The sequence below is a fragment of the Burkholderia sp. 9777_1386 genome (assembly GCF_015712265.1).
Taxonomy (GTDB): Bacteria; Pseudomonadota; Gammaproteobacteria; order Burkholderiales; family Burkholderiaceae; genus Burkholderia; species Burkholderia cenocepacia.
Genome location: NZ_JACCQB010000081.1, coordinates 1 through 24,416, shown reverse-complemented (window position 1 = coordinate 24,416; position 24,416 = coordinate 1). Strand labels below are relative to the sequence as shown.

Below are 24,416 nucleotides of genomic sequence, written 5' to 3'. Positions count from 1 at the left end.
GATGTGGGGATGGGGCGGGGTCCGGATCGCGCGCCGCCCGCTTCATGTGACGACGTTGCCGCGATAAGCTTGGCCGGCCATGCATTGATACCCGACAGAAAACAATGACCACCACTTATCCGCTGCACGACGCATTGAGCCACGCCGCTACGGCGTTTCCGGTCGAGGCCGACGTCGTGATCGCCGGCGCCGGCATCATGGGCTGCGCGGCCGCTTACTACCTCGGCCTGCGTGGCCTGAAAGCCGTCGTGCTCGACAAGTCGCGCATCGCCGGCCAGCAATCGACGCGCGCGTGGGGCTTCGTGCGCCAGCAGGGGCGCGAATCCGCCGAAGTGCCGCTGATGATGGCCGGCATGCGAATCTGGGAAGGCCTGGAGCAACAACTCGGCTTCGATCTCGAATGGCGGCAGGGCGGCTGCCTGTACCTAGCCGACAACGAAGACGACTGGGCGTCGTTCCAGGCATGGCTCGCCGTCGCGCGCGAGCACGGGCTCGACACGCGCACGCTGACGCGCGCCCAGATCGACGAACGCGTGAACGCGCTGTCGACGCAGGCGCGTACCCTCGGCGGCTTGTATACGGCGACCGACGGACAGGCCGAGCCGCGCCGCGTGGCCGCCGCGTTCGCGGCGCGCGCGACCGAGGCCGGCGCGCGTTTCTTCGAAGGCTGCGGCGTCACCGCGATCGAGACGGCCGGCGGCGCGGTCGTCGGCGTCGCGACCGAACGCGGCACGATCCGCACGCGGCGCGTGATCTGCGCGGCCGGCGCGACCAGTTTCCGGCTGCTCGACGGCGTCGGCATCCGGCTGCCGCAGCAGGCCGTGCGCGGCACCTGCATGCGCACCAACGTGGTCGCGCCGGTGTCCGCGGCGACCGTGTGGGGCCATGGTCTCGGCATCCGGCAGCGCAAGAACGGCGCGATCAATCTCGCCGACGACATGCAGGTCGACGTCGATCTGACGCTCGGCCACCTGCGCGGATTGAGCCTCTTCTGGCCGGAGTTCTGGTCGCAGCGCGACAAATTCCGGCTGCACCTGAATGCATCCGCATGGCGCGACGTGCTCGCCCGCATCCACGGCACGACCGGGCCGATCGAGCCGCGCGATCCGCAACCGCAACCGAATCGCGCGCATGCGCCGCGTGCGCTCGCGAAGCTCAAGGCGATCTTTCCCGCGTTGAAGGATGCGCAGATCGTCGAGGCGTGGGCCGGCCTGATCGACGTGCTGCCCGACGGCATTCCGGTGATCGATGCGCCCGGCACGCCGTCGGGGCTCGCGATCGCGACGGGGTTCTGCGGTCACGGTTTCGCGATGGGGCCGATCGTCGGCCGGCTGCTCGCCGAATGGATCGACACGGGCGCGCCGTCGCTCGACCTCTCGGCGTTTCGTGCACGGCGTTTCGTCGACGGCACGATGGTGCGGCCGCGCAGCATGCTGTGACGGCCGGGCGCACGCGTTCCCGTCGTAGAATCGAGCCCGCATCCTTCAGGAGATTCCCCGTTGGCCACGCCATCCGATCAGCGCCGCTCGTTGCGCATGCGCTTGCGCCGCGCCCGCAATCCGTGGCAGGCGCCGCGTGCGCGCACGCTGTTCACGCGCCCGGCGACCTCGCCGCGGCGCACGCTGCTGTTCCGCCTCGGTGCGGTCGTGCTGCTGTGCACGCTCGCGTTCCTCGTGCTGTATCTCGATCGCGACGGCCTGCGCGATTCGACCAAGAGCACGCCGATGACCGTGGCCGATCTCGTGTACTTCACGATGGTCACGGTCGCGACGGTCGGCTATGGCGATATCGTGCCCGTCACGGCGCGGGCGCGCCTGCTCGATGCGTTCTTCATCGTGCCGATCCGCATCGGCATCTGGTTCATTTTCCTGGGCACGGCGTATCAGTTCGTGATCCAGCGCGTCGTCGAGGAATTCCGCATGAAACGCCTGCAGAAGCAACTGTCCGATCACATCGTCGTGTGCGGTTATGGCCTGTCGGGATCGATCGCGGTGCGCGAGTTGCTGGAGAGCGGCGTCGATCCGGCGACGATCATCGTGATCGATTCGCAGCAGCAGGCTCTCGAGGCGGCGACGTCGCTCGGCGTGACGGGATTGCTCGGCGATCCGGCGCACGAGGATCTGCTGCAGCAGGCGCAGGTGCGCGCGGCGAAGGCCGTGATCATTTCGGTGACGGACGATCCGACCGCGATCCTGTTGACGCTGTCGGTGCGCAGCATCGCGCCCGATACGAAGATCGTCGTGCGGATCCAGGAGAACCTGTACCAGCGGCAACTGCGGCAGGCCGGCGCGGACGTGATCGTGTCGTCGACGAAGATCGGCGCGCTGTTGCTGGCGGACGCGGTCCATAGCCGCTACATCGTGCCGTTCGTGAACGACATGCTGTCGACGCGCGGGCGCGCGACGCTGCTGGAGCGCGAGGCGTTGCCGCATGAAATCGGCTGCCTGACGAACGTCGTGCCGGGCGCGATCGTGGTCGGGCTCGACCGCTGCGGGAAGATTCATTCGTTTTACGAGGATCCGCCGTGCCGGATCGAGGCGGGCGATACGCTGGTGGTGATTCAGTCGGCGCGGATTCCGGATCCGGATGTGTGACAGAGAAGCGGGTTGCGCCGAGCGCGATGCGTCGCATACGCCTGCTGGCCATACCTAGCGCCCCATCTCCCGCGCAACTTCCACGATCTGCTGCCGCAGCCAACCATGCGCGGGATCGTCGTGTGTGCGTTCGTGCCAGATCATCGACGGCGAGAAAGACGGCACCTCGACCGGCAACTTCACGAGTGTGACCGGCATCGACAACGCGACATGCCGCGCCAACCGTTGCGGCAGCACTAGCGTCATGTCGCTCTTCGCGACCACCATCGGCGCCACCAGGAAATGCGGTAGCCGCATTGCAATCCGCCGGTGCAGCCCTTGCCGCGCGAGCGCTGCGTCGACGAGTTCTCCACCCCGGCCGCCGATCGTCACCAGCACGTGCGACAGCGCGGCGAAACGCTTCGGTGTCAGCCGCGCCGACAGTGCTGGATGCCCGTTCCGCACGATGCAGACCAGATTATCGTCATAGAGCTTTCGACGATAGATGCCGGCGGGCAACGTATCGTCGTCGAATACGCCGAGCGCGATACCTGCGGTGCCATCCGTCACGAGTTCGACGTTATTGCTGCGTGACGGCGGAACATCGAGATCCAGTCCCGGCGCGCTTCGTTCCAGCCGCGCATTCACATCCGGAATCAGCGTCAACGCCATGTGATCAAGGCTCGCGATCGAGAACAGTCCGCGCGCGGTGGCCGGGTCGAACACCGCAGGCGCGACGATGCCTGCCGCTTCCGTCAGTACACGCGACACGCGCTGCGCAAGCGATGCCGCGCGCGGCGTGAATTCCAGCCCCTTCGGCGTGCGCACGACGACACGATCGTGAAGCAGCGTGCGCAGCCGGCCCAACGCGCGGCTCGCAGCGGGCTGGGTCAGGCCGAGCCGCATGCCGGCACGCGTGACGCTGCGTTCCTTGAGCAATGCGTCGAGCAGCTTGAGCAGGTTGAGATCGACGGACCGTAAATCCGCTTCGTGCATGTTTGACATGATCGGTATGCATTTGAGTTATGTGAGGTCAGCGTACATCATCGAAACCATCGCTCCAACCGGTGGAGCGGCTATTGGGAGAACACATGTACGTTGTCACGGGTGTCACAGGACGCACGGGGGCCGTCGCCGCCCGGGTGCTGATCGATGCAGGGGTTCCGGTTCGCGTGGTCGTGCGCGATCGAGCGAAGGCGGTGCGCTGGACGGAGCTGGGTGCGGAAGTGGTGGTTGCCGATCTGGCCGATTCCGCTGCGTTGATGCAGGCGTTCGCCGGCGCGCGCGGTGCATATCTGGTCAAGCCGCCCAACTATGCGCTGGAAAATCTGTTCGAGCACGCGGACGTGACGGCGCGTGCCGTCGCCGCGGCGGTTCGCGCGACGGGCTTGCCGAAACTCGTGTTGCTGTCGTCGGTCGGCGCGGACCGGTCGGCCGGCACCGGCGTGATTGCGACCAACCGGACGGCCGAGCAGCGGTTGGCCGAACTGGGCATACCGGTCGCGTTCCTGCGGGCCGCCTACTTCATGGAGAACTGGGCGCGCGTCGTCGAGCCGGTCCGCGTGCAGGGTATCCTGCCGAGTCTGCTCGGGCCGGTCGAACGGGCGATCCCGATGGTCGCGACCGAAGACATCGGCCGCGTTGCGGCGGAAATGCTGCAGGAAGACTGGAACGGTGTCCGGAAGGTCGGGCTGGCGGGGCCGAGCGCGTATTCACCGGCCGACATCGCGGATGCCTTTGCGCGCGTGCTGAATCGGCCGGTGCGACCGGTGGCGCTCGAGCCGTCCGCATGGGCCGGGGTGCTCGCGATGAACCCGTTCTCGACTGCCGCGATCGATGGTTTCATCGAACTGAATCGCGGGCTGAACAACGGCCATATCGGCTTCGAAAGCGACGCAACGGTGGAACTTCGCCACGGGCGCGTGCCGTTCGAGCATGTCGCCGAGGATATCCTGCGGGCGTAACGCCGCGCGTTCGCATTCCATCCGGCTCTATTGCGGGGCCGCTCAATCCTTTCGTACCCGCGCCGTGCCTATGTCGTTCAGGGGCAGGACCGTCGTCGGTTCGTCGTATGTAAGCCGCCGTCGACCGGCGAGAAAAAGAAGATACGTTGACGGAACACGCGCGGCGCGGCGTGCTGCACCGGCCCGACCGGTGACGCGCATCGAGCGACGGGAGGCATTGCATCCGTTCGTGGACGAGGCCTCCCGGTACGACCTCGGCGCCCGCTATCCGCGACCGACGAACGGCATCGCCGTCGCCATGATCGTCATGTTGAGGATGTTGGTGTCGAGCGGCAGATTCGCCATCTGCACGATCGCGTTCGCGACATGCGCGACGTCCATCCGCGCTTCGGGCGCCAGGCTGCCGTCCGCTTGCGGGACGCCTTGCGTCATCCGTTCCGTGAGCGACGTCGCGGCGTTGCCGATGTCGATCTGGCCGCATGCGATGTTGTACCGGCGGCCGTCCAGCGCCAGCGACTTCGTGATCCCGGTCACCGCGTGCTTGGTGGCCGTGTACGCGATCGTGTCGGGGCGCGGCGCGTGCGCCGAGATCGAGCCGTTGTTGATGATTCGGCCGCCCTGCGGCGTCTGCGCTTTCATCATCCGCCATGCGGCCCGCGCGCACAGAAACACCCCGGTCAGGTTCGTCGCGACGACGCTGTTCCACACGTCGAGCTCGTATTCATCGAGGGAAACGACCGGGGCGTTGCGGCCGGCATTGTTGAACAGGACATCGAGCCGGCCGAATTGTTGCGCGATCCGTGCAAACGCGTGGTCGACCGACGCTTCGTCGGTGACGTCGACCGGAAACACCTGCGCGTCGCCGTCGGCGGCGCGGATCGCGTCCTGCGTTTCGCGTAACGACGCCTCCGTGCGCCCGAGCAGCGCGACGGTGAAGCCGGCCTGGGCAAGCGCGAGGGCCGCGGCGCGGCCGATGCCGGAGCCGGCGCCCGTGACGGCGGCGAATTTCTTCGAGACAGACATGGCTGGGTTTCCTGCGGGTCGAGTAAGGGGAGGCCGGCGATGACCGATGTCATCGCCACTTCGGCAATGTAGTCGAAATGCGCGCCGCGCCGGTTCGCGCACGCTTGCAAAGCGCGATCGATCCCGCGGCGCTGGTCGAGCACTCGCTGATTATTACCCGAATGGCAATTCTGTATCGATTTAGTGTATCGATACAGAAGATGATATAGTGCGGCCACGCCAAGCGGTCGGTGCCTTCGAATGAATAGAGGGCCGCATCGCAAAAGCGCCCGAAACCGCTTTTTCCACCGGATTCCTCCAGGAACGATTTCCATGCGTTTGCCCGGCCTTTCCGCCCTTGTCGTGCTTTTCCTCATCGCGACCTCCGCGTCGGCGGCCGGGCAGGCGGCCGATCGCGTCGCCGCGGGCAAGGCGCTGGCCGTCGCGGCCGACTGTGTCGCGTGCCATACGGTGCAGGGCGGTCAGCCGTTCGCGGGCGGTCTCGCGATGCCGCTGCCGATGGGCAACATCTACTCGACCAACATCACGCCGGACCGGCAAACGGGGATCGGCCGCTACTCGGAGCAGGACTTCGCGAACGTGCTGCGCAAGGGGCTGCGGCGCGACGGCGGCAACCTGTACCCGGCGATGCCGTACCCGTCGTACACGAAGTTCAGCGACGACGACATCGCGAACCTGTACGCGTATTTCATGCAGGGCGTCGCGCCGGTGCGTCAGCCGAACCGCGCGCCGGATTTCCCGTGGCCGCTGACCGTACGCTGGCCGCTGAAGATCTGGAACGCGCTGTATCTGCGCGAAGGCGCGTACGTGCCGAAACCCGGGCGCGACGCCGAGTGGAATCGCGGCGCCTACCTCGTGCAGGGCGCCGCGCACTGCGGTACCTGCCATACGCCGCGCGGCATCGGGATGCAGGAGCTGGCGTACGACGAAACCGGCGTCGGTTATCTCGCCGGCGCGCCGCTCGCCGGCTGGCAGGCGTTCAACATCACGCGCGATCGCGACGCGGGCATCGGCACGTGGACGACCGCGCAGATCGTCCAGTACCTGCGTACCGGCAACGTCCCGGGCAAGGCGCAGGCCGCGGGCCCGATGGCGGAGGCGGTCGAGCACAGCTTCAGCCGGATGAGCGCACGCGATCTGAACGCGATCGCCGTGTATCTGTCGACCGTGCCCGCCGCGAAGGGCGCCGATACCGCACCGCGTTCGACCCAGGGGCGCCCCACCGACGACTACCTCGCGATCCGCGCCGCGGCCGCCGCGGGCGGGCAGACGCCGGCCGGCGCGTCGCTCTACCTCGATCATTGCGCGAGCTGCCACGGGATGACGGGCGCCGGCACGACGGACGGCTTCTTCCCGTCGCTGTTCGCCAACAGCGCGGTCGGCACCGCCACCGCGTCGAACCTGCTGCAGGTCGTCATGCATGGCGCGAGCGTGAACAACGGCGCCACGCACTATTTCATGCCGGCGTTCCAGACCGAACTCGACGATGACGAAGTGGTGACGCTGGTGAACTACCTGAGCGAACGATTCGGCAACGGCCGGGCCCGCGTGAGCGCGGCCGAGGTCGCGAAGATTCGCACGGCGCCCGCCCACTGACAGGAGAGGCACGCGATGAACGATTTCGATGTGAGCGGCGCACCGGATGTGCAGCGCCGCCGGCTCGTGAAGCTGTCGGCCGGTGCGGCGCTTGCCGCCGCGTTGCCGGCCGGCATGCTGATCGCGCGCGCGGCCACCGCGCCGCAGGCCGTGCCGCTGCGGGACTTTGCCGGAGTGGCCGCGTACCTGACGCGCCGCTCGGCGCTGCCGTCGCGCTACGTGCAGTCGGTCTACGACGGCCTCGTCGAGCAGGACCGCGAATTCCCCGCACGGCTGCGCGCGCTGGCCGTCGCGATCGGCACGGGCACGCAGCCGGTCGATAGGTTCGTGCGCACGCTGGGCGTCGCCGCCCCCGAATTGCGCGCGACGGCGCTGGCCATCATCGAAGCCTTCTACACCGGCAGCGTCGGTCACGGCGGGCAGGCGCGCATGGTCGGCTACGAAACCGCGCTGATGTTCGAGCCGACCTCCGACGTCACGGTCATTCCAACCTACATCCGCGCGCGCCCCGAGTACTGGACCGCACGCCCGGCCGCCGACGCCGGCTGAGCCGCCTTCGAACGAGGATCGAAATCATGAGCAGTTCCTATGACGCGGACGTCATCGTCATCGGCGCGGGCATCCTGGGCGGCGCCGTGGCGCAGTCGCTGACGCAGCAGCGCAAGTCCGTCATCGTGATCGAGGCGGGGCCGGACGTGAAGCGGGCCGAGCTCGTTCGCGCGTTCCGCAACTACGGCAACAAGTCGGACTACAACGGCCCGTATCCGGATCTGCCGTGGGCGCCGAAGTCGTCCACCGGCCGCTATTCGGATCGCTACATCGACAGTGTCGGCCCGGTGTTGCAGAAGCCGTCGTTCCTGCGGCTCGTCGGCGGTACGACGTGGCACTGGGGTGGCGCGACGTGGCGCATGCTGCCGAACGATTTCCGGCTGCAGAGCCTGTACGGGCAGGGGCGCGACTGGCCGATCGGTTATGACGAGCTCGAGCCGTGGTACCAGCTCGCGGAAGAACAGATCGGCGTGTCGGGCTCGGACACCGACGACCAGAGCGGGCAGGGCGGTGCGCCGTTCCCGCCGCGCTCGAAGCCTTACCCGATGCGTCAGCAGCCGTGGTCGTACCTGACGCAGCAGGTCGCGGAAAAGGTCGCGACGATCGGTCATCGTTTCGTCGACGAGCCCAACGCGCGCGCGACGCGGCCCTACGAGGGCCGGCCGACCTGCGCCGGCAACAACAACTGCGCGCCGATCTGCCCGATCGGCGCGCAATTCTCCGGCGATCGTCCGGTGCTGCGCGCCGTCGCGCAGGGCGCGCGGCTGCTGACGAATGCGGTCGTCTACAAGATCGAGCGCGGCGAAAATCGCAAGATCGCCGCGATCCACTACATGACGCCGGATGGCAACAGCACGCGCCTGACCGCGCGGACCTTCGTGCTCGCGGCGCACGGTGTCGAGATTCCGAAGCTGCTGCTGATGTCGGATGTCGCGAACACGTCGGGCCAGGTGGGCCGCAACATGATGGGACACACCGGCCGCGCGATCGCGATGCTCGCGCGCGAACCGTTGTGGGCCGGTCGTGGTCCGACGCAGCAAGGCAGCATCAACACACGGCGCGACGGCGCGTTTCGTCGCGAACACGGCGCGATCCGGCATTTTCTCGACAACACGGTGCCGAACGAGATCGTCACGCGGCGGCTGATCGCGCAAGGTGTCGTCGGCGACGCGCTCGATGCACGGATCCGCCACGACGCGGCGCGCTATCTGAAGATCGCGAGCTACGTCGAGATCCTGCCCGACCCGCGCAACCGCGTGACGCTTGGCGATCGCAAGGATGCGCTCGGGCTGCCGACGCCGCGCACCGACTACGACGTGTACGACTATTCGTTGCGTGCGGCGTCGCAAGTGCTCGACGATTACCGCGATTTCCAGCAGGTGTTCGGTGCGACGGAGATCGTGAACGACATCCATGCGTGGGTGCCGAGTTCTCACATCATGGGCACGACGATCATGGGCAACGATCCGGCCGATTCGGTCGTCGACCGCGATTGCCGGACGCACGATCATCCGAACCTGTTCATCGCGAGCACGGCGGTGCACCCGAGTTCGTCGGTGGTCAATCCGACGCTGACCGGGTATGCGCTGGCGCTCAGGATGGCGAAGACGATTGGGGCGGAGGTGTGACGCACGCGGGGCGGCCGGCATCGCGCACGTGCTGGCGCCGTGCCCGGGCGCGTTCAGCCCCGTTTTACTTCACACACTCCAACGCATACCTCAACCCCTGCCCGAGCAACCCGCGCCACACGTCCCACGTATGCCCGCCGTCGACGATGCGCAGTTCGGCCGGATTCTGCGCGCGGCGCAAATGCGTATACAGCACGCTCGACTCCGCCTGGATCGTCAGGTCGTCGTCGCCGGCCGCGATGAACATCGGCACGCGCCAGCTGCGCGCGAAATAGCCGCGCAGCAGCGCCGGGTAGTTCAACTCGTGCCATACGCGTGAATCGAACTGCCGATCGCCGAACACGCCGACGTAGCGCGCGGCGGAATTGAGCGGCGGCTCGTTCGCATAGATCGCGGGGCTCAGCAGCATCGCGCCGCAGAACAGCCCCGGTTCGAGCAGCGAGAAGCGCAGCGCGCCGAAGCCGCCCATCGACACGCCGCCGATCGCGCGGCCCGCGCGCTGGTTCGACACCGCGAAGTGCGCTTCGACTTCCGGCAGCAGGTCGTTGAGGAACGCGCTCTGCATCTTCTCCTTGCGGTCGACGTACCAGTCGGTGCCGCCCTGCGGCATCACGATCACGACGGGCGGGATGTCGTGGCGCTCGATCAGCGTGTCGGCGGTGGCCTGCAGCCGGCCCTGCGTGACCCAGTCGTTCGCGTTGCCCGCGTTGCCGTGCAGCAGGTACATCACCGGGTAGCGCGCGCCTTCCGGGTTGTAGCCGGGCGGCAGGTAGACCGTGTACGACCAGTCGCGCTTCAGCGACGCCGAGCGGAACGTGCGCAGCACGACGCTGCTGCCCGGATTGACGGACGGCTCCTGCGCGGTCGACGGGGTCGTCGCGGTCTGGACGGCCGGCGGCTGCGCGGGCGATGCCGCGGGCGCCGGTGCCGGCGGCGTGGCATGGGCGGTGGCGATCGCGCCGGCGATCAGGGCGAGGGCGAACGGAAGGGCGAGTCGGCGCATGGCGAATCGTTTCAGGGGAGGCGCCGGCTATCGTAGCAGCGGCGCATGACGGCGCGGCGCGTCATGGCCGCGAACGGAACGGCAGCCGCGCGACGAGCGGACCGTAGAGCTTGGCGACGAGATACAGCAGCCCCATCGCGACGGCGTCGGCGGTCAGGCCGAGCGGCACGTCGAGATAGCCTTCGGTCGCCTGGTAGAGCAGCGAATCGACCGCGAGCGAGATGCCGGTGCCCGCGACGAAGCACAGCAGCCCCTGCCGGCCGATCGTGCCGATCCACGGCATCGCGTGCGCGACCTTCTTCATCCAGCCGAGGTGCACGAGCTTGGCGGCGAGCCACGCGATCGCGAGGAAGTTCACGAGCCGCAGCGCGCCGAGATTCTGCTTGATCGACGGATCGGTCGGGAACGGCTCGATGCGCAGCCGGTAGTACGCGCCGGCCGCGACGATCGCGAGCGACGCGGCCGTCAGCAGCCAGCCCTGCGGCCGCGGCGCGAGCGTCTGGTAGACCGGCTGGCAGCGCGCGATCACGCCGAGCACGAACAGGAACTGCCACGCGAACGGGTTGAAGTCCCACGGCGCGCCTTCGACGGTCGGCAAGAAGCGCGCGACGTGCGGCGCCGCGTACCACAGCGATCCGCTGAACGCGAGCATCAGCCACGGCTGCGTGCGGGCGAGCGGCAGCGCGAGCGGGACGAGCAGCGCGAAGAACGCGTACATCGGCAGCACCGACGCGAGGTACGGCTGGCGGCGGAACAGCAGGATGTCGCGCAGCGCGGCGAGCGGCTTGTGCAGCAGCCCGTCGAGATCGTTGGTCGGCATGTTCGGGCCGTCGATCGCGAACGCATTCAGCGCGGCGGTAATCAGCAGCATCAGGCCGGCCGTCACGAGGAACGCGCGGTAGATCTCGAACGCCCGCCGGATGAAGCGCTGGCGTGCGGCGGCCTCGTCGTGCCGCTCTGCGAGCGAGTTGTACGCAATGGCGGTCGCGAAGCCGCCGAGGAACACGAACACCTCGGCCGCGTCGCACAGCGCGTACGCGTGCAGTGTGACGCGCGACAGGATGCTGCCGCCGATGTGGTCGACGACGATGACGAGCAGCACGAGGCCGCGGAAGAAATCGAGCTCGGCGTAGCGGCCGGCCCGGGCCGGCGCGGTCATCGGAGCGCCTTCCGGCGCGGGCCGCGTGCACGGCCGGCACGCGCCGCGCATGAATCGGGGTGAAGCATGACTTCGTGAAGAAATGGCGAACGGATGCGCATTGTGCCATCGAAGCGACGCCTGCCGGGTTTACGCGGATGGCGGTCCGGCCTGCCGCTGCCGATAAGCCCGGTCAGGCTGTCCGCGCAACGGCGCAGTTGGGCGAGCGCAACGCTTTGCATGCGACGACCCGCACCCGATGGACGGACGGTTTCCGACGTGACACCATTTTGTCCTCACGCGGCCGCACACCGCGTCGTCCGCCCTGCGGGCCACACATACAACAGACCAACATTCGCCGGGCGCTCGGCCTGCCCGGCCCTCGGCTCCGGAGATCCGTCATGAAGAAGCACGTCATTTTTGCCGCCGCGCTCGCTGCCTTTGCCGCGCCGGCCTTTGCCGAGACCAGCGTGACGCTGTACGGCCTGATCGACGAAGGCTTCAATTACACGAACAACGTCAACGTCAATGGGGTCGGAAAGACGAATTACCAGCTCGCGAGCGGGTATGCGCAGGGCAGCCGGTGGGGCCTGAAGGGCAGCGAGGATCTGGGCGGCGGGCTGAAGGCGATCTTCACGCTGGAAAACGGGTTCGACGTGAACAACGGCCGGCTCGGCCAGGGCGGCCGCATGTTCGGCCGTCAGGCGTTCGTCGGGCTGTCCGAATCGCGCTTCGGTACGCTGACGTTCGGCCGCCAGTACGATTCCGTCGTCGACTATCTCGCACCGCTGACCGCGAACGGCAACTGGGGCGGCACGCTGTTCTCGCACCCGTTCGACAACGACAACACGGACAACTCGTTCCGCGTCAACAACACGGTCAAGTACGCGAGCGCCGACTGGAACGGCCTGACGTTCGGCGGCACGTACAGCTTCAGCAACAGCACGGGCTTCTCGAACAACCGCCAGTACAGCATCGGCGCGCAGTATTCGCTGGCCGGGCTGCAGGTCGCGGCCGCGTACCTGCAGGCGAACAACCCGGGCATCGGCAGCGCGGGCGCGATCGCGGCCGACGACGCGAACTTCGTCGCCGACCGGCTGCGCATCTTCGGCGGCGGCGTCAACTACACGTTCGGCCCGGCCACGGTCGGCTTCGTCTACACGAAGACCGACGTGAAGAACCCGGTATCGACGGTCTACCTGCCGGCGTCGACGTTCGCCGGCCTCGGGTTGACCGCGACGAAGTTCCAGAATTTCGAGGTCAACGGCAAGTACCAGCTCACGCCCGATTTCTATCTCGGCGCGCAGTACGTGTACACGGACGGCAAGTACGATGCGGCGGCCGGCTCGTTCAAGCCGAAGTACCACACGGTCGGCCTGATGGCCGACTACAGCCTGTCGAAGCGCACCGACGTATACCTGCAGGGTGCATGGCAGAAGGTGGCCGGCGACAAGACGGGCACGGCGGCCGACGGCGGCTATGTCGTCGGGACGGATGGCCCGTCGGCATCGGCGAACCAGTTCTCGGTGCGCGCCGCGATCCGTCACAAGTTCTGACCGGGTGTCGTGCCGGGGCGCACGGCCCCCGGCACGACCGTCGTCAGTCCGCCCGGCGCAGGCCGCCGAGCGTTTCCGCGAGCCAGTCGACGAAGATCCGCACACGCGGCGCGAGATGCCGGCCGGTCGGAAACACCACCGATACGGGCAGCGGCCCGGCACGCCATTCCGGCAGCACCTCGACCAGCGAGCCGTCGGCGAGCAGCGGCGCGAGCCCGTCGCGCGGCGCCTGGATCAGCCCGAGGCCCGCGAGGCAGCACGCGAGATACGCTTGCGAACTGTTGACCGACACGACGCTGTGCATCTTCACCGTATGCATCTCGCCTGAATCCATGTCCGCATATTCCCAGTCCAGCTCGCGGCCCGTGCGGCTCGAGAAATAGCCGACCGCGACGTGGTCCGGCAGATCGTCCGGCGAGCGCGGCGTGCCGTGGCGCGCGAGATAGGCGGGCGACGCGCAATTGATCTGGGCCATCTCGCCGACGCGCCGCGCGACGAGCGACGTGTCGGACAGCGCGCCGACCCGCACCGCGCAGTCGATGCCGTCCGCGACGAGATCGACGAAGCGGTCGGTCGTGCTGATCGCGACGCGCAGGTCGGGGTAGCGCGCGTGGAAATCCGGCAGCGCCGGAATCACCTGGTTCAGCGCGAACCGTTCGGGCAGGTCGACGCGGATCACGCCGCGCGGCGACGCGCCGGCATCCTCGAACAGCGTTTCGGCGTCGTCGAGATCGGCCAGCAACCGCACGCAGCGTTCGTAGTAGGTCGCGCCCTCGGCGGTCAGCGCGACGCGTCGCGTCGTGCGTTGCAGCAGCCGGATCTTCAGGTGTTTTTCCAGATACTGGACGGCGTTGCTGACCGTCGGGCGCGGCAACTGGAGCTGCTCGGCCGCCTTCGTGAAGCTGCCGAGATGGGCGACGCGCGCGAAGATGCGCATTGCTTGCAGATGATCCATGCGGGCGAGAACCTTGGCGGGAGGAAACCAGGCTCCATTGTTAATCAGCGTCGAATGGTTTGGTGGAGCGTTTCGCGTTTATCGCGCGGCGTCGCGCGTCCAGAATCCGTTTCATCCACTCACCATTTGAAGGAACGGACATGGACAGGCGTCAACTGGGCCGCACGGGCCCGCAGGTATCGGCGATCGCACTCGGCTGCATGGGGATGTCGGATTTCTACGGGCCGGCCGACCGCGACGAAAGCATCGCGACGCTGCACGCGGCGCTCGACCACGGGATCACGATGCTCGATACCGGCGACTTCTACGGCATGGGCGACAACGAGATGCTGATTCGCGACGCGCTGCGCGGCCGCACCCGCGACCAGGTGCGGATCAGCGTGAAATTCGGCGCATTGCGCGATCCGGCCGGCGGGTTTGCCGGCTACGACGCACGGCCCGCGGCAATCCGGAACTTCGTCGCGTACTCGCTGAAGCGGCTCGGCACCGACTATCTCGACATCTATCGCCCGGCCCGCGTCGATCCGGCGGTGCCGATCGAGGAAACGGTCGGCGCGATCGCCGATCTCGTGAAGGCCGGCTACGTGCGCCATATCGGGCTGTCGGAAGCCGGCGCGGACACGATCCGCCGCGCGGCGGCCGTCGCGCCGATTGCCGACCTGCAGATCGAATACTCGTTGTTGTCGCGCGGGATCGAGGCCGAGATCCTGCCCGTATGCCGCGAGCTCGGCATTGGCGTGACGGCCTACGGCGTGCTGTCGCGCGGGCTGCTGGGCGGCCGCTGGACCGCGGCGCGGCAGGGCGAGCGCGACTTCCGCGCGGCGAGCCCGCGTTTCCAGGGCGAAAACCTCGCGCACAACCTCGCGCTCGTCGACGCGCTGCGCGCGATCGCCGACGAGAAAGGCAGCAATCCGGCGCAGGTCGCGATCGCTTGGGCGCTGTCGCGCGGAACCGACATCGTGCCGCTGGTCGGCGCCCGCAAGCGCTCGCAACTGCAGGACGGTTTGCTGGCGACTGAATTGCAACTAACGGTCGATGATCTCGTCCGTATCGAAGCGGCGGTTCCCGCCGGGGCGGCTGCCGGCGAGCGTTATCCGACCGCTCAGATGGCCCACCTCGACAGCGAGCAGGGCCGGGGGTGATCCACGGGGTCGAATCGCCCGGCTGACAGGCCCGGCGGGCGGGCCCGAGCCAGCCTCAGGCAAAACCAGATGGCGGGCGGCATGGCGGGCAGGCACCATCGGCGCCGTACTCGACGGACGGAATGCCTGCCATGCAAATTCATACGCTGACGATCATCGTGCTGGTCTTCCTGCTGGCCGGCGCGGTGAAGGGCATGATCGGGCTCGGGCTGCCGACGATCGCGATGGGGCTGCTGACGCTCGCGATGCCGCCGTCGGCCGCGGCGAGCCTGCTGCTCGTGCCGTCGTTCATCACCAACGTGTGGCAGTTGTGGCTCGGTCCGTCGTTCGGCGCGCTGCTGCGCCGGCTGTGGCCGCTGCTCGCGGGCCTGACGGTCGGTACGCTGACGGGCGGGTTGCCGGCGCTCGCGGCCGGCAGCACGTGGACGCACGCGGCGCTCGGCGTGGTGCTGGTGCTTTACGGGCTGTGGGGGCTGGCGGCCGCGCGGCTGCCCGCGCCGGGGCCCCACGAAAAATGGCTGTCGGCCGTGGTCGGCTACCTGACGGGCGTCGTGACGGCCGCGACCGGCGTGTTCGTCGTACCGGCGGTGCCGTACCTGCAGGCGTTGCGGTTGTCGAAGGACGATCTGATCCAGGCGCTCGGGCTGTCGTTTACCGCGTCGACGATCGTGCTCGGCCTGCAATTGCGCGTGACGGGCGCACTGCAGACGGTCGATCTCGGTGTGTCGGCGCTCGCGCTCGTGCCCGCGCTGGCGGGGATGGCCGGCGGGCAATATGCGCGGCGCGTGATGAGCGAGAAGACGTTCAAGCGCTGCTTCTTCGTCGGGCTGATCGCGCTCGGCGCGTATATGGCGGGGTCGGGGTGGTGGTGAGCGCGCGCCCGGATGCTGAATGATCCCGAAGCCGGTTTCGGCAACCGGCTTCGGGAACGGTCACGGGATGGTGCTTGCCCCGCTCACGCCGGATCGGCGTACTTCAGCGTCCATCCGACCGTGCGGGTCGCGCCTGCGCCGAGTGCGAACGGCTTCGTCGTGCACGCGAAGTTCGAATGCAGTTGCCCGACCGGCGTCGTCGACAACGGATTCGTCGCGCCGTTCACCGTGTCGAAGGCGGACAGCGCGCAGGTGTCGAACCCGGATGCCGCATAGCCGGTCGCGGCGCTGTTCGCGTACGTCACCGACACGCCGTCGCCATTGGCCTGCGTCGACGCGAAATCCGCGAACGACGTGAAATCCGTCTCGACCGCGAGGTTGCCCGCGAGCGTGCCCGAGCTCAGCGTATCGCTGCGCGAGACCGAGCCGTGCGCGAAGGTCAGCACCGTGTGCACCTGCAGGTCGAGATCCGTCGTGTACGCGGCGTTCTTCGACGCGAGCCGGAACTTCGTCGTATCGAACGACACGATCACCTGGCCGTTGCTTTCCTGCACGTTCAGGTTCCTGTAGTACGTGACCGGAATGTAGGTCTTCGCGTTGTACGTCACCTGCGGCACCAGCAGCGCATAGCCGAGGTCGGTCGTGCCGTAGATCAGCTTGTCGGAGAACGGCACCGGATAATACGGCGTGTACGAGTTGTAGTCGGGCGCCTGGCTGAGATTCAGGTTGATCACGCGACGGCTGTCGCGCACGGTGAGCAGCGCGGCGCTGTACGGATGCGCGGCATCGCCCGGCTGGTTGTACCAGGTGAGCGTGTAGCGCGGCAGCGCGTCGAGCCACGCACGGTAGTCGGCATCGGCCATCGGCGCCTGGCCGCCGAAGCCGAGCTTGTTCCACCACGCGTTCACGTACAGGTACTGGTGCAACAGGCTGAAGTTCTCGCCCATCACGCGCGGCTTGCCGCGATACGTGTCGGTGCCGCGACCCTTGACCCACATGTTCACCGACGGCGTCGGCAGCGACGGGTCGTACCAGTACGTGTCGAAGCGACGCGCGGCCTGGTAGATGAATGCATACGCAACCTGTTTCTCCCGGTCGGTCAGCACGCCGGCATTGGCCGCGGCCGTCAGCACCTCCATGAACGCGGAATCGCCGTACGGGCCGATCGAGCGGCCGTAGTTGAAGCCCTGGCCGTCGGGGTTCAGCTGCGGCAGGATCAGGTCGACCGATTTGCGCAGATAGCCCTTCAGCTCCGGCGTGAGGTTCGCTTCGTTGCCCATCTCGAACGTGCGCTCGACCACTTCGCCGATCAGCAGCGTGCTGTAGCGGTCGAAGCGCGCCTGGTCGTAGTAGGTCGTGTGCGTGTTCGATGCTTCGTCGGAGAACCCGCCCGACGAGTCGTTGCGAATGTGGTTCGTCAGCGTGTACAGCAGTGCGTCGCGCGCGTTCATCGTCGCGACCGCCGGGTCGGTCTTCGATGCGAACGACGGGCTGCTCCAGCCGAGCTTCTGGCGCAGCCCGGCAATGCCGTAGGACACCGCATAGTAGTTCTGCGCGGTGTTGAGCGACGCGATGTCGATCGGCGTGCCGGCGGCCGGGCACGTGCTGGTCTTGCCGCTTGCATCGGGGCCGAACATGTCGCAGAAGGTGAGCCGCTGCTGCAGCGTCGCGAGCATCGCGTCGCTGAAGACTTCGTTGAGCATCCCGTGCGCCTTCAGGTTGTTCAGCGCGACGAGGTAGTAGTACTCGCCCCACGACGTGTTCGCATACGTGTAGTTGCTGCCCGACTGCGCCATCATCGCGGTCGTGATCGTCTGGTACGTCGCGAGGTAGCTTGCGTATTGCGGGTCGTTCTTCGACTTCATGTCGATCAGGATGTACGACAGGCCGAGCGCGAGCTTGCCGGGCAGGAATTTGTCGCCGGTATTCGTGTCGAGCACGTGGACGGGCGTGCCGTCGCCGAGATCCATCACGACCTGCGTGAAATCGGGCGATTTCCGGATCAGGTCGAACAGCGCGCGCATCTGGCCCATCATCGTGACCGGGATGTTCGTGCCGGCCGGCACGCTGGTGTCGGGCGCGCCGTAGACGAGCGCCTGCAGCGAGTTCGCCGCGAGCGCGGGCGTGCTGGACGAAGGAGGTGGCTGCGGCGTATCGGTCACGTCGTTGCCGCCGCAGGCGCTGACGAACACGACGGAAAGGGCGCCGAGCGCGGCGCCGAGCGTGAATCTGCTGCGCGGATGCATGGTGTCTCCAGTTTTGAATAGTGGTGAAGGCCGGGCACATGTAGCCGATGCGGCGCACGATGCCCGTACCCGGCCTCCGCCTTGCAACCCTGATCCCTGAAGACGGACGGCCTGAATCACAAATCGAGCGCGCAAGCGTTCCCCCTGCGCGGGCCGTCACCGGCGTCGCGCTCCAGTAATGGAAAACGTTTTCCAAATTTAGGCATCGATCGACGCGATGTCAATGAACTTTCACATCGGATGCGCCGGTAGAAACCCGAATGGCGGGAGGGAGTGGTGCGGAGGGTAAATCGGAATTACGCGAAAATCTCGGGGATTTTTCTCGGTGGCTGGGCTGTCATTGCACGCGCGAAGGGCTTTGAAGCGGCGGGCGAGCGCATCGGATGGAGGCGGGTCTCCGACGCCTTCTGAAAGAAAACGTTATCCATAAGGATCGAGGTGCGTTCGACCTGCCACCGCGGGCTGTCAGCCACCGCCCGCCGTGCGCGCCGACCCGCCGTTTCGACGGCGCTACAGCTGCTGCTCGATCGCCGCCTTGTCGATCACCGACCACACCTGGCGGATCTTGCCTTCGTGAAATTCGTAGAACACGTTCTCGGCGAACGTGACCTTGCGGCCGTCGGCGGCGAGCCCCATGAACGTTCCCGTCGGCGCACACGCGAAGCGAAGGCGGCACGCGACGTGCGGCGGCTCGCACGCGAGCAGCCGGATGTCGAAGCGGAGATCGGGAATGTCGCGGAAGTCCTGTTCCAGCATCGCGCGGTAACCGGCGAGGCCGAGCGGCCGGTCGTTGTGGATCACGTCGTCGGACACGTACTCGCCGAGCGACGGCCAGTCCTGCCGGTTCAGGCAGTCGATATACGCGCGATAGCGGGTGGCGAGATCGGTGTCGGTCATGGTCATGTCTCCGTCAGTCGATGGGGCAGGTCGAACGCGACGCGCGTCATTGCGGCGGGGCGTCGCCGGACAGGAACGCGACGAACTCGCGCGTGTACTTCGGCAGCGCGTCGAACGATCGCGCGCAGAGCGTCAGTTTCCGGTGGCTCCACGGATCGGACAACTCGACGAGCCGCACGTCCATCGTCTGCATCGCGCGCTCGGCCGCATGCCGCGACACGATGCCGATGCCCACGCCGCTCGCGATCACGCGGCAGATCGCGTCGAAGCTCTTCAACTGCACGCGATAGCGGATCCGCCTGCCGAGCGCGCGCGCCTGGTCGGCGAGATGCACCTGCAGCGCGCTGCCGTCGGTGAGGCCGATGAAGTCCTCGCCGGCGATGTCGTCGAACGCGACCTTGTCGCGCGACGCGAGCGGATGCGCGGCCGGCACGACGACGATCAGCCAGTCTTCGCGGAACGGCTTCTGCTCGAGCCCGCCGAGTCCGACCGAATCGGCGACGATGCCGACCTCGGCGGTCTTGTTGCGGATCGCATGGACGATCTCCTGGCTCGAGCGCTCCTCGACGCTGATCGACAGCTTCGGATGGCGCGGCAGGTAATCGGCCAGCGCGTCGGGCAGGTATTCGCTCAGCGACGCGGTGTTGCACAGCAGCCGGATATGGCCGCGCAGTCCCTGGCCGTATTGCTGCAGTTCGCCGCGCATGTGATCGATCTGCTGCAGCACGGTGCGCGCGTGGTGTTCGAGCGCACGGCCCGCATCGGTGGCCTGTGCGCCCGACTTGGTCCGGTGCAGCAGCGGCACGCCGAGCTCGTCCTCCATTCCGCGAATGCGCTCGCTCGCGGCCTGCAGCGTGATGTGTGTCCGCTCGGCGCCGCTCGTGATCGTGCCGGCTTCGCAGATGTTCAGGAAGAGCCGCAGGTCGGTCAGGTCGAAGCGCATGATGGGCGGAGCGATGGGTGGGGAATGGCCGATAAGTTAGCAGGAACCGCGGCGCCGGTCTCAGGGCTGGCCTGAGACCCGGTTCGCCGCTTCCGCATTTTCGGGGCGCGATCGATGGTCGATCATGGACGCACATCAACCGGGGAGCCTGTCATGCAGATCGATTCGTCATGGGGCGTGTCGTTCAAGATCGCGCTGCATCTGTTGTTCCTGTGCATCGGCGTCGCGTGGGCCGGTGCCGAACTTGTCGCGTGGTGGCGATGAACGTCGCGGTGCGTGCCTATTGAAATAAATGAGCCATAGTTTTTTGCGACGAAAATTCTTCCGTTTTTCTGCGAAAACACCATCAAGTTTTTCCGGATCGGACCGTATTACCGGTAGCGAATGCCGGCCGGCATCCGGTCCGTGATCGTTTGTCATCATTGTTTGCATCCGGTTACACGTCGGCCGTTCCGTTTTTGAGATGCTTGAAAGATTGTCAAACCGGAGTCGGATCGTCCATGAAAACGCGCGAGATTCACCGCAAGGCGGCGTGGCTGTCGGGCCTGGCCGCCGTGCTCGTCATGGCCGGTTGTGCAAGTCCGCAGTCCGTTCCGCCGAGCGACACGCTGGCGGGAAAACCCGCTGATTCGAGCCCGCCTGCCGCGCCGTCGGCCGCCGCGATGCCGCCCGCGCCGATTCTCGTCGCGCAGAAGTACGTCGTGAAACGCGGCGACACGCTGACGGGCATCGCTTCCGCGAACGATTGCAGCGTGGCCGACTTGCGCACCTGGAACAAGCTGGCCGCGAACGGCAGGCTGCGCAGGGGGCAGGTGCTGCGCATCGTCAGGCAGCAGCCGTTGCCGCCCGCGGGAGCGGCTGCCACGCAGGCCGTCGCGAGCAATGGCGCGGCGGGTAGTCAGGGCAATTCGCAGACAACCGCGCAAGCCACTTCGCAGGCCGGCGCATCGAGCGCGAGCGACCGTCAGGTCGTCAAGGAAACCCGTCGCCATGCGGGCGGCGTCGCGCTCAAGTGGCCGGCAACCGGCAAGATCGTCGACGGGTTCCGGCCCGGCCAGAACCGCGGCATCCAGATCGCCGGCCGGCCGGGCGACCCGGTTCGCGCCGCGGCCGACGGCCGCGTGATGTACGCGGGCACCGGCCTGAACGATTACGGCAGCCTGATCATCGTCCAGCACAACGCGGATTTCCTGACCGCCTATGCGCACAACCGCAAGCTGCTCGTGAAGACGGGCGACATCGTGCATCAGGGCGATGCGATCGCCGAGATGGGCGATCTCGACAACTCGCGCGTCGCGCTGCTGTTCGAGGTGCGACGCGACGGCAAGCCGGTGAATCCGATGCCGTACCTGCCTTCGTCGCAAGGGTGAGGCGGGGCCGTTTCGCTGGAACGCGACGGCGGTCGCTGCTACGCTAGGGTCTGTTCATGCGAATCCCGCCATCGCGCGGGGCCGACGGGCGTCTTTCGGGGATGCGCGGCGAATGCCGTCGCGGGCCGGCCGTCGGCGTGAACGGTCGCGCGTCGCGGATGCGCGGCCGCGTTGCTTCGCGCCACCGTTTCCGACAGAACAGACCTCATTCATGGAACACTCTCCGACACGCCGCTCGCTGTTGCTTGCCGCCGTTGCCGCGCCGTTCGTTGCCGCGTGCACGTCCGCGCCGGTCGCCGACCAGGGGCGCGCCCACACCGCACAAGCCGAACTCGCCGCGCTCGAAAAGGCCTCGAACGGGCGGCTCGGCGTCGCCGCGCTCGATACGTCGAACGGCGTACGCATCGCGCATCACGCACGCGAACGCTTCCCGCTGTGCGGTACGTATGCGGTGATGGCGGCCGCCGCGATGCTCGCGCGCGGTTCGCTCGACGCATCGCTGCTGCCGCGTCGCATCCTGTATCGCCGCTATGAAATCGTGTCCGGCTCGCCGATTACGGAGAGCCACGTCGACACCGGCATGACGATCGCGCAGCTGTGCGCCGCGATGCTGCAGTCGGGCGACAAGGGCGCGGGCAACCTGCTGATGGGCGTGCTCGGCGGCCCGCAGGCCGTCACCGCGTTCGCGCGCGAAAGCGGCGACACCACCTTCCGCCTCGATCACTGGGAACCCGAACTGAACAAGGCCGCGCCCGGCGACGAGCGCGACACGTCGACGCCGGTCGCGATGGTCGACACGCTGCAGCGGCTGTTGCTCGGCGACGCGCTGCGCGAACCGCAGCGCGCGCAACTGACGGAGTGGATGGTCGGCGGCGCGCGCGGCGCGACCGGCATCGCGGCGGGCGTGCCGCCCGGCTGGCGCGTCGCGGACAAGGCCGGGACCGGCGGCTTCGGCACGACGACCGACGTCGCGGTGCTGTGGCCGCCGGCGCGCGCACCGATCGTGATGGCCGTGTCGTTCACGCAGCCGCAGGCCGATGCCGCGGCGCGCGCGGACGTCGTCGCCTCGGCGGCGCGCATCGCGGCGGGCGCGCTCACCGCGACGGCCTGAGTACCCGGCGTCTCGCGCAAAGCCGGCGTTTGGCTTATCGTGTCGGTCAGCGCGCGCCGGCGTCGGCGCGCGGTCCTTCCGCGCCGTTTTCCGTTTCCCGTTCGCCATGCGCCGACTTCCGCCCCTGCACGCGCTGCAGATCTTCTCGACGGTGGCTCGCCACCGCAGCTTCACGCGCGCGGCCGAGCAGCTGTGCATCACGCAGGGTGCGGTGAGCCGCCAGATCCAGACGCTCGAGGCGCATTACGGTTTTCCGCTGTTCAGGCGGCATGCGAAGGGCCTCACGCTGACGGCCGAAGGCGAGCAGTTGCTGCCGGTGGTCGACGAGAGCTTCGCGCGGATCGAGGACATCTCGATGAAGCTCACGCGGCAGCGCACCGATCTCGCGCTGAAGGTGCCGACCTGCGTGATGCGCTGGATGCTGCCGCGCATCATGCGCTTCCAGGGCGAACATCCCGATCTCCACGTGCAGATCACGACCACGTGGCAGCACGTCGTCGATTTCTCGAGCGAGCCGTTCGACGCGGCGATCGTCTACGGGACGTCGCCGGGCCCGGGCGTCGTCGCGCTGCCGCTGTTCGACGAGCGGCTGACACCCGTTTGCGCGCCCGAGTTGCGGCAGGCGTCGCCGCTCGGCGCGGTCGGCGATCTCGCGCATCACACGCTGCTGCACCCGACGCGCGACCACCGCGACTGGCGTGCATGGCTCGACCATGCGGGCGAGCGCGGCGTCGATCCCGCGCGCGGGCCGACGTTCGACACGCTCGATCTCGCGACGAACGCGGCGATGCAGGGCTTCGGCGTCGCGATCGGCGACGTGACGCTCGTCGACGACGACGTGAGCGCACGCCGGCTCGAACGGCCGTTCGACATCGTGCTCGAAACGGGCGCACGCTACTTCTTCGTCTACCCCGAGAACCTCGGCAGCCAGCAGAAGATCCGTGCGTTCAGCGACTGGATCGCGCGTCACCGCGACTGACGCGCGGCGCCGCGGCGGGCTTTACTGGTAGGTCACGACGGCGATCATCGGTGCATGGTCGTTGCCCGGACGGTCAGGTAAAACGATTGCGCGGGAGGCTTGCGTAAAGAGCGCGGTCTTCAGCGAGCGCTGGGTCGCCGCGTCGACGAACGCGATCTGGCCGGCGGCCGGACGCGGGCAGTCGGGGCGCACGTGTGCCCGGACCGCGTTGGTCGTGTCGAGCGCGAACGAGCAGGGCGGCTCGACGATCATGCCGGAAAAGTAGATGATGCCGGACGCGCCGGCGGCGAATGACGAGGACGAGGCCAGAAGCGAGGCAGCCAGGGCGAACGAGGCGAACACGCGATGCTTCATGACAGGCTCCAGAGAGGAAGCGCGTCGCAGCGGGGCCGCTCGGGTGGCAGTCCGTCAACGCTGCGATGCTATCTGCGTAAACGGCAAAACCATCGGACCTCTTGAATCAAAAAACGAAAATATAGGTAATAAGCAAATGACCGCGCAGTGCTTCAACCAATGTAGGCCGGATCTGCGCATCCGCAAGGTGGGGAAACGCGGGATGGGACAAGATCGCATGACGAACGATCGCGGTAACCGTTGCGCCGGCAACGGTTAGCGTCGTCCGGAAAGCAAAACGGCCGCTCGTGATGAACTGCACCCCAAAAGTTGGACTAGATCCAACCTTTGGGGTGTTTTTCATGACGAAGTACGACGAACGTTTTCGGCGTCGAGTGGTTCAGGCGTACCTGGCTGGAGAGGCCGGCACCAAGACACTTGCTCACCGTTACGGAGTGGGCAGGACGATGGTGCGACGTTGGGTGGCGAGCTATCGCGAGCATGGTGAACAGGGGCTGCGCAAGAAGCACAGCCACTA

At 67.4% G+C, this 24,416-nt stretch carries 23 protein-coding genes; 13 read left to right on the top strand and 10 right to left on the bottom strand.

What is annotated here, in order from left to right:
- The first annotated feature begins 104 nt into the window (after nt 1-104).
- A complete protein-coding gene (locus H0X91_RS32930) occupies nt 105-1,439 on the top strand; it encodes an NAD(P)/FAD-dependent oxidoreductase (protein ID WP_196433708.1) in 1,335 nt (444 codons plus the stop codon).
- Nucleotides 1,440-1,499: 60 nt separating this feature from the next.
- On the top strand, nt 1,500-2,594 hold the full coding sequence (locus H0X91_RS32925; protein WP_043205538.1) for a potassium channel family protein: 1,095 nt from the start codon (nt 1,500-1,502) through the stop codon (nt 2,592-2,594).
- A gap of 54 nt (nt 2,595-2,648) precedes the next feature.
- On the opposite strand, the gene H0X91_RS32920 is transcribed toward H0X91_RS32925, so the two are convergent.
- Nucleotides 2,649-3,578, bottom strand: coding sequence for a LysR family transcriptional regulator (locus H0X91_RS32920; RefSeq protein WP_226244752.1), 930 nt, complete (start codon nt 3,576-3,578; stop codon nt 2,649-2,651).
- 86 nt (nt 3,579-3,664) lie between these two features.
- Between H0X91_RS32920 and H0X91_RS32915 the strand changes: the two genes are divergently transcribed.
- On the top strand, nt 3,665-4,537 hold the full coding sequence (locus H0X91_RS32915; protein ID WP_062910421.1) for an NmrA family NAD(P)-binding protein: 873 nt from the start codon (nt 3,665-3,667) through the stop codon (nt 4,535-4,537).
- A gap of 264 nt (nt 4,538-4,801) precedes the next feature.
- On the opposite strand, the gene H0X91_RS32910 is transcribed toward H0X91_RS32915, so the two are convergent.
- On the bottom strand, nt 4,802-5,560 hold the full coding sequence (locus tag H0X91_RS32910; RefSeq protein ID WP_060268218.1) for an SDR family oxidoreductase: 759 nt from the start codon (nt 5,558-5,560) through the stop codon (nt 4,802-4,804).
- Nucleotides 5,561-5,872: 312 nt separating this feature from the next.
- On the opposite strand from H0X91_RS32910, the gene H0X91_RS32905 reads away from it, so the two are divergent.
- Genes H0X91_RS32905 through H0X91_RS32895 form a run of 3 tightly spaced genes read left to right on the top strand, consistent with a single transcriptional unit; the run spans nt 5,873 to nt 9,333 of the window.
- Complete coding sequence (locus H0X91_RS32905) at nt 5,873-7,156, top strand: c-type cytochrome (protein ID WP_196433707.1); 1,284 nt, start codon at nt 5,873-5,875, stop codon at nt 7,154-7,156.
- A 15-nt stretch (nt 7,157-7,171) separates the two neighbouring features.
- Nucleotides 7,172-7,705: a sugar dehydrogenase complex small subunit gene (locus H0X91_RS32900; RefSeq protein ID WP_062884796.1), complete on the top strand. Its 534-nt coding sequence runs from the start codon at nt 7,172-7,174 to the stop codon at nt 7,703-7,705.
- Nucleotides 7,706-7,731: 26 nt separating this feature from the next.
- Entirely contained in the window at nt 7,732-9,333 is a 1,602-nt protein-coding gene (locus H0X91_RS32895) for a GMC family oxidoreductase (protein ID WP_062910422.1), read from the top strand.
- Between the two features lie 64 nt (nt 9,334-9,397).
- On the opposite strand, the gene H0X91_RS32890 is transcribed toward H0X91_RS32895, so the two are convergent.
- The gene (locus H0X91_RS32890) at nt 9,398-10,336 is read right to left on the bottom strand and encodes an alpha/beta hydrolase (RefSeq protein ID WP_006489813.1); all 939 of its coding nucleotides are present in this window, start codon (nt 10,334-10,336) and stop codon (nt 9,398-9,400) included.
- A 61-nt stretch (nt 10,337-10,397) separates the two neighbouring features.
- Nucleotides 10,398-11,495, bottom strand: coding sequence for an OpgC domain-containing protein (locus H0X91_RS32885; protein WP_006489829.1), 1,098 nt, complete (start codon nt 11,493-11,495; stop codon nt 10,398-10,400).
- 380 nt (nt 11,496-11,875) lie between these two features.
- Here H0X91_RS32885 and H0X91_RS32880 point away from each other — a divergent pair, with 380 nt between their 5' ends.
- Complete coding sequence (locus tag H0X91_RS32880) at nt 11,876-13,030, top strand: porin (protein ID WP_006489833.1); 1,155 nt, start codon at nt 11,876-11,878, stop codon at nt 13,028-13,030.
- A 43-nt stretch (nt 13,031-13,073) separates the two neighbouring features.
- Here H0X91_RS32880 and H0X91_RS32875 read toward each other — a convergent pair whose 3' ends face one another.
- The gene (locus H0X91_RS32875) at nt 13,074-13,985 is read right to left on the bottom strand and encodes a LysR family transcriptional regulator (protein WP_006489811.1); all 912 of its coding nucleotides are present in this window, start codon (nt 13,983-13,985) and stop codon (nt 13,074-13,076) included.
- 140 nt (nt 13,986-14,125) lie between these two features.
- On the opposite strand from H0X91_RS32875, the gene H0X91_RS32870 reads away from it, so the two are divergent.
- Nucleotides 14,126-15,127 (top strand): aldo/keto reductase, encoded by a 1,002-nt coding sequence (locus H0X91_RS32870; RefSeq protein WP_196433706.1) that lies wholly within the window; start codon nt 14,126-14,128, stop codon nt 15,125-15,127.
- Nucleotides 15,128-15,258: 131 nt separating this feature from the next.
- Nucleotides 15,259-15,999, top strand: coding sequence for a sulfite exporter TauE/SafE family protein (locus H0X91_RS32865; protein ID WP_196433705.1), 741 nt, complete (start codon nt 15,259-15,261; stop codon nt 15,997-15,999).
- Between the two features lie 83 nt (nt 16,000-16,082).
- Here the strand turns inward: H0X91_RS32865 and H0X91_RS32860 are convergent, their stop codons facing one another.
- The 3 genes from H0X91_RS32860 to H0X91_RS32850 form a co-directional block, all read right to left on the bottom strand.
- Nucleotides 16,083-18,245, bottom strand: a complete 2,163-nt coding sequence (locus H0X91_RS32860; RefSeq protein ID WP_196433704.1) for a hypothetical protein — start codon at nt 18,243-18,245, stop codon at nt 16,083-16,085.
- Nucleotides 18,246-18,755: 510 nt separating this feature from the next.
- The gene (locus H0X91_RS32855; protein WP_196433703.1) at nt 18,756-19,142 is read right to left on the bottom strand and encodes an ester cyclase; all 387 of its coding nucleotides are present in this window, start codon (nt 19,140-19,142) and stop codon (nt 18,756-18,758) included.
- 46 nt (nt 19,143-19,188) lie between these two features.
- Nucleotides 19,189-20,085, bottom strand: a complete 897-nt coding sequence (locus H0X91_RS32850; protein WP_048988029.1) for a LysR substrate-binding domain-containing protein — start codon at nt 20,083-20,085, stop codon at nt 19,189-19,191.
- Nucleotides 20,086-20,585: 500 nt separating this feature from the next.
- On the opposite strand from H0X91_RS32850, the gene H0X91_RS32845 reads away from it, so the two are divergent.
- The 3 genes from H0X91_RS32845 to H0X91_RS32835 all read left to right on the top strand — a co-directional run bounded on the left by H0X91_RS32845 (nt 20,586) and on the right by H0X91_RS32835 (nt 23,545).
- On the top strand, nt 20,586-21,455 hold the full coding sequence (locus H0X91_RS32845; protein ID WP_006489809.1) for a peptidoglycan DD-metalloendopeptidase family protein: 870 nt from the start codon (nt 20,586-20,588) through the stop codon (nt 21,453-21,455).
- Nucleotides 21,456-21,666: 211 nt separating this feature from the next.
- Nucleotides 21,667-22,566 carry a class A beta-lactamase gene (gene bla, locus H0X91_RS32840; RefSeq protein WP_034202207.1) on the top strand — a complete coding sequence of 300 codons (900 nt, stop codon included), beginning with the start codon at nt 21,667-21,669 and terminating at the stop codon, nt 22,564-22,566.
- Between the two features lie 106 nt (nt 22,567-22,672).
- A complete protein-coding gene (locus H0X91_RS32835; RefSeq protein WP_006483527.1) occupies nt 22,673-23,545 on the top strand; it encodes a LysR substrate-binding domain-containing protein in 873 nt (290 codons plus the stop codon).
- A gap of 21 nt (nt 23,546-23,566) precedes the next feature.
- Here H0X91_RS32835 and H0X91_RS32830 read toward each other — a convergent pair whose 3' ends face one another.
- Entirely contained in the window at nt 23,567-23,899 is a 333-nt protein-coding gene (locus H0X91_RS32830; protein ID WP_006496978.1) for a hypothetical protein, read from the bottom strand.
- 106 nt (nt 23,900-24,005) lie between these two features.
- On the bottom strand, nt 24,006-24,242 hold the full coding sequence (locus tag H0X91_RS32825) for a hypothetical protein (protein ID WP_124633032.1): 237 nt from the start codon (nt 24,240-24,242) through the stop codon (nt 24,006-24,008).
- Here H0X91_RS32825 and H0X91_RS32820 point away from each other — a divergent pair.
- The coding region (locus tag H0X91_RS32820) for a helix-turn-helix domain-containing protein (RefSeq protein ID WP_196432814.1) at nt 24,241-24,416 on the top strand (176 nt) is incomplete at its 3' end. The two genes, H0X91_RS32825 and H0X91_RS32820, sit on opposite strands and share 2 nt — an antisense overlap.

Bases quoted from the DNA above. Each gene is read 5' to 3' on its own strand.
- H0X91_RS32920 (WP_226244752.1), bottom strand. From the start codon at position 3,578: ATGTCAAACATGCACGAAGCGGATTTACGGTCCGTCGATCTCAACCTG.
- H0X91_RS32825 (WP_124633032.1), bottom strand. From the start codon at position 24,242: ATGAAAAACACCCCAAAGGTTGGATCTAGTCCAACTTTTGGGGTGCAG.
- H0X91_RS32860 (WP_196433704.1), bottom strand. From the start codon at position 18,245: ATGCATCCGCGCAGCAGATTCACGCTCGGCGCCGCGCTCGGCGCCCTT.
- H0X91_RS32930 (WP_196433708.1), top strand. From the start codon at position 105: ATGACCACCACTTATCCGCTGCACGACGCATTGAGCCACGCCGCTACG.
- H0X91_RS32895 (WP_062910422.1), top strand. From the start codon at position 7,732: ATGAGCAGTTCCTATGACGCGGACGTCATCGTCATCGGCGCGGGCATC.
- H0X91_RS32875 (WP_006489811.1), bottom strand. From the start codon at position 13,985: ATGGATCATCTGCAAGCAATGCGCATCTTCGCGCGCGTCGCCCATCTC.
- H0X91_RS32910 (WP_060268218.1), bottom strand. From the start codon at position 5,560: ATGTCTGTCTCGAAGAAATTCGCCGCCGTCACGGGCGCCGGCTCCGGC.
- H0X91_RS32850 (WP_048988029.1), bottom strand. From the start codon at position 20,085: ATGCGCTTCGACCTGACCGACCTGCGGCTCTTCCTGAACATCTGCGAA.
- H0X91_RS32915 (WP_062910421.1), top strand. From the start codon at position 3,665: ATGTACGTTGTCACGGGTGTCACAGGACGCACGGGGGCCGTCGCCGCC.
- H0X91_RS32885 (WP_006489829.1), bottom strand. From the start codon at position 11,495: ATGACCGCGCCGGCCCGGGCCGGCCGCTACGCCGAGCTCGATTTCTTC.
- bla (WP_034202207.1), top strand. From the start codon at position 21,667: ATGGAACACTCTCCGACACGCCGCTCGCTGTTGCTTGCCGCCGTTGCC.
- H0X91_RS32890 (WP_006489813.1), bottom strand. From the start codon at position 10,336: ATGCGCCGACTCGCCCTTCCGTTCGCCCTCGCCCTGATCGCCGGCGCG.
- H0X91_RS32900 (WP_062884796.1), top strand. From the start codon at position 7,172: ATGAACGATTTCGATGTGAGCGGCGCACCGGATGTGCAGCGCCGCCGG.
- H0X91_RS32835 (WP_006483527.1), top strand. From the start codon at position 22,673: ATGCGCCGACTTCCGCCCCTGCACGCGCTGCAGATCTTCTCGACGGTG.
- H0X91_RS32865 (WP_196433705.1), top strand. From the start codon at position 15,259: ATGCAAATTCATACGCTGACGATCATCGTGCTGGTCTTCCTGCTGGCC.
- H0X91_RS32830 (WP_006496978.1), bottom strand. From the start codon at position 23,899: ATGAAGCATCGCGTGTTCGCCTCGTTCGCCCTGGCTGCCTCGCTTCTG.
- H0X91_RS32905 (WP_196433707.1), top strand. From the start codon at position 5,873: ATGCGTTTGCCCGGCCTTTCCGCCCTTGTCGTGCTTTTCCTCATCGCG.
- H0X91_RS32880 (WP_006489833.1), top strand. From the start codon at position 11,876: ATGAAGAAGCACGTCATTTTTGCCGCCGCGCTCGCTGCCTTTGCCGCG.
- H0X91_RS32870 (WP_196433706.1), top strand. From the start codon at position 14,126: ATGGACAGGCGTCAACTGGGCCGCACGGGCCCGCAGGTATCGGCGATC.
- H0X91_RS32845 (WP_006489809.1), top strand. From the start codon at position 20,586: ATGAAAACGCGCGAGATTCACCGCAAGGCGGCGTGGCTGTCGGGCCTG.
- H0X91_RS32855 (WP_196433703.1), bottom strand. From the start codon at position 19,142: ATGACCGACACCGATCTCGCCACCCGCTATCGCGCGTATATCGACTGC.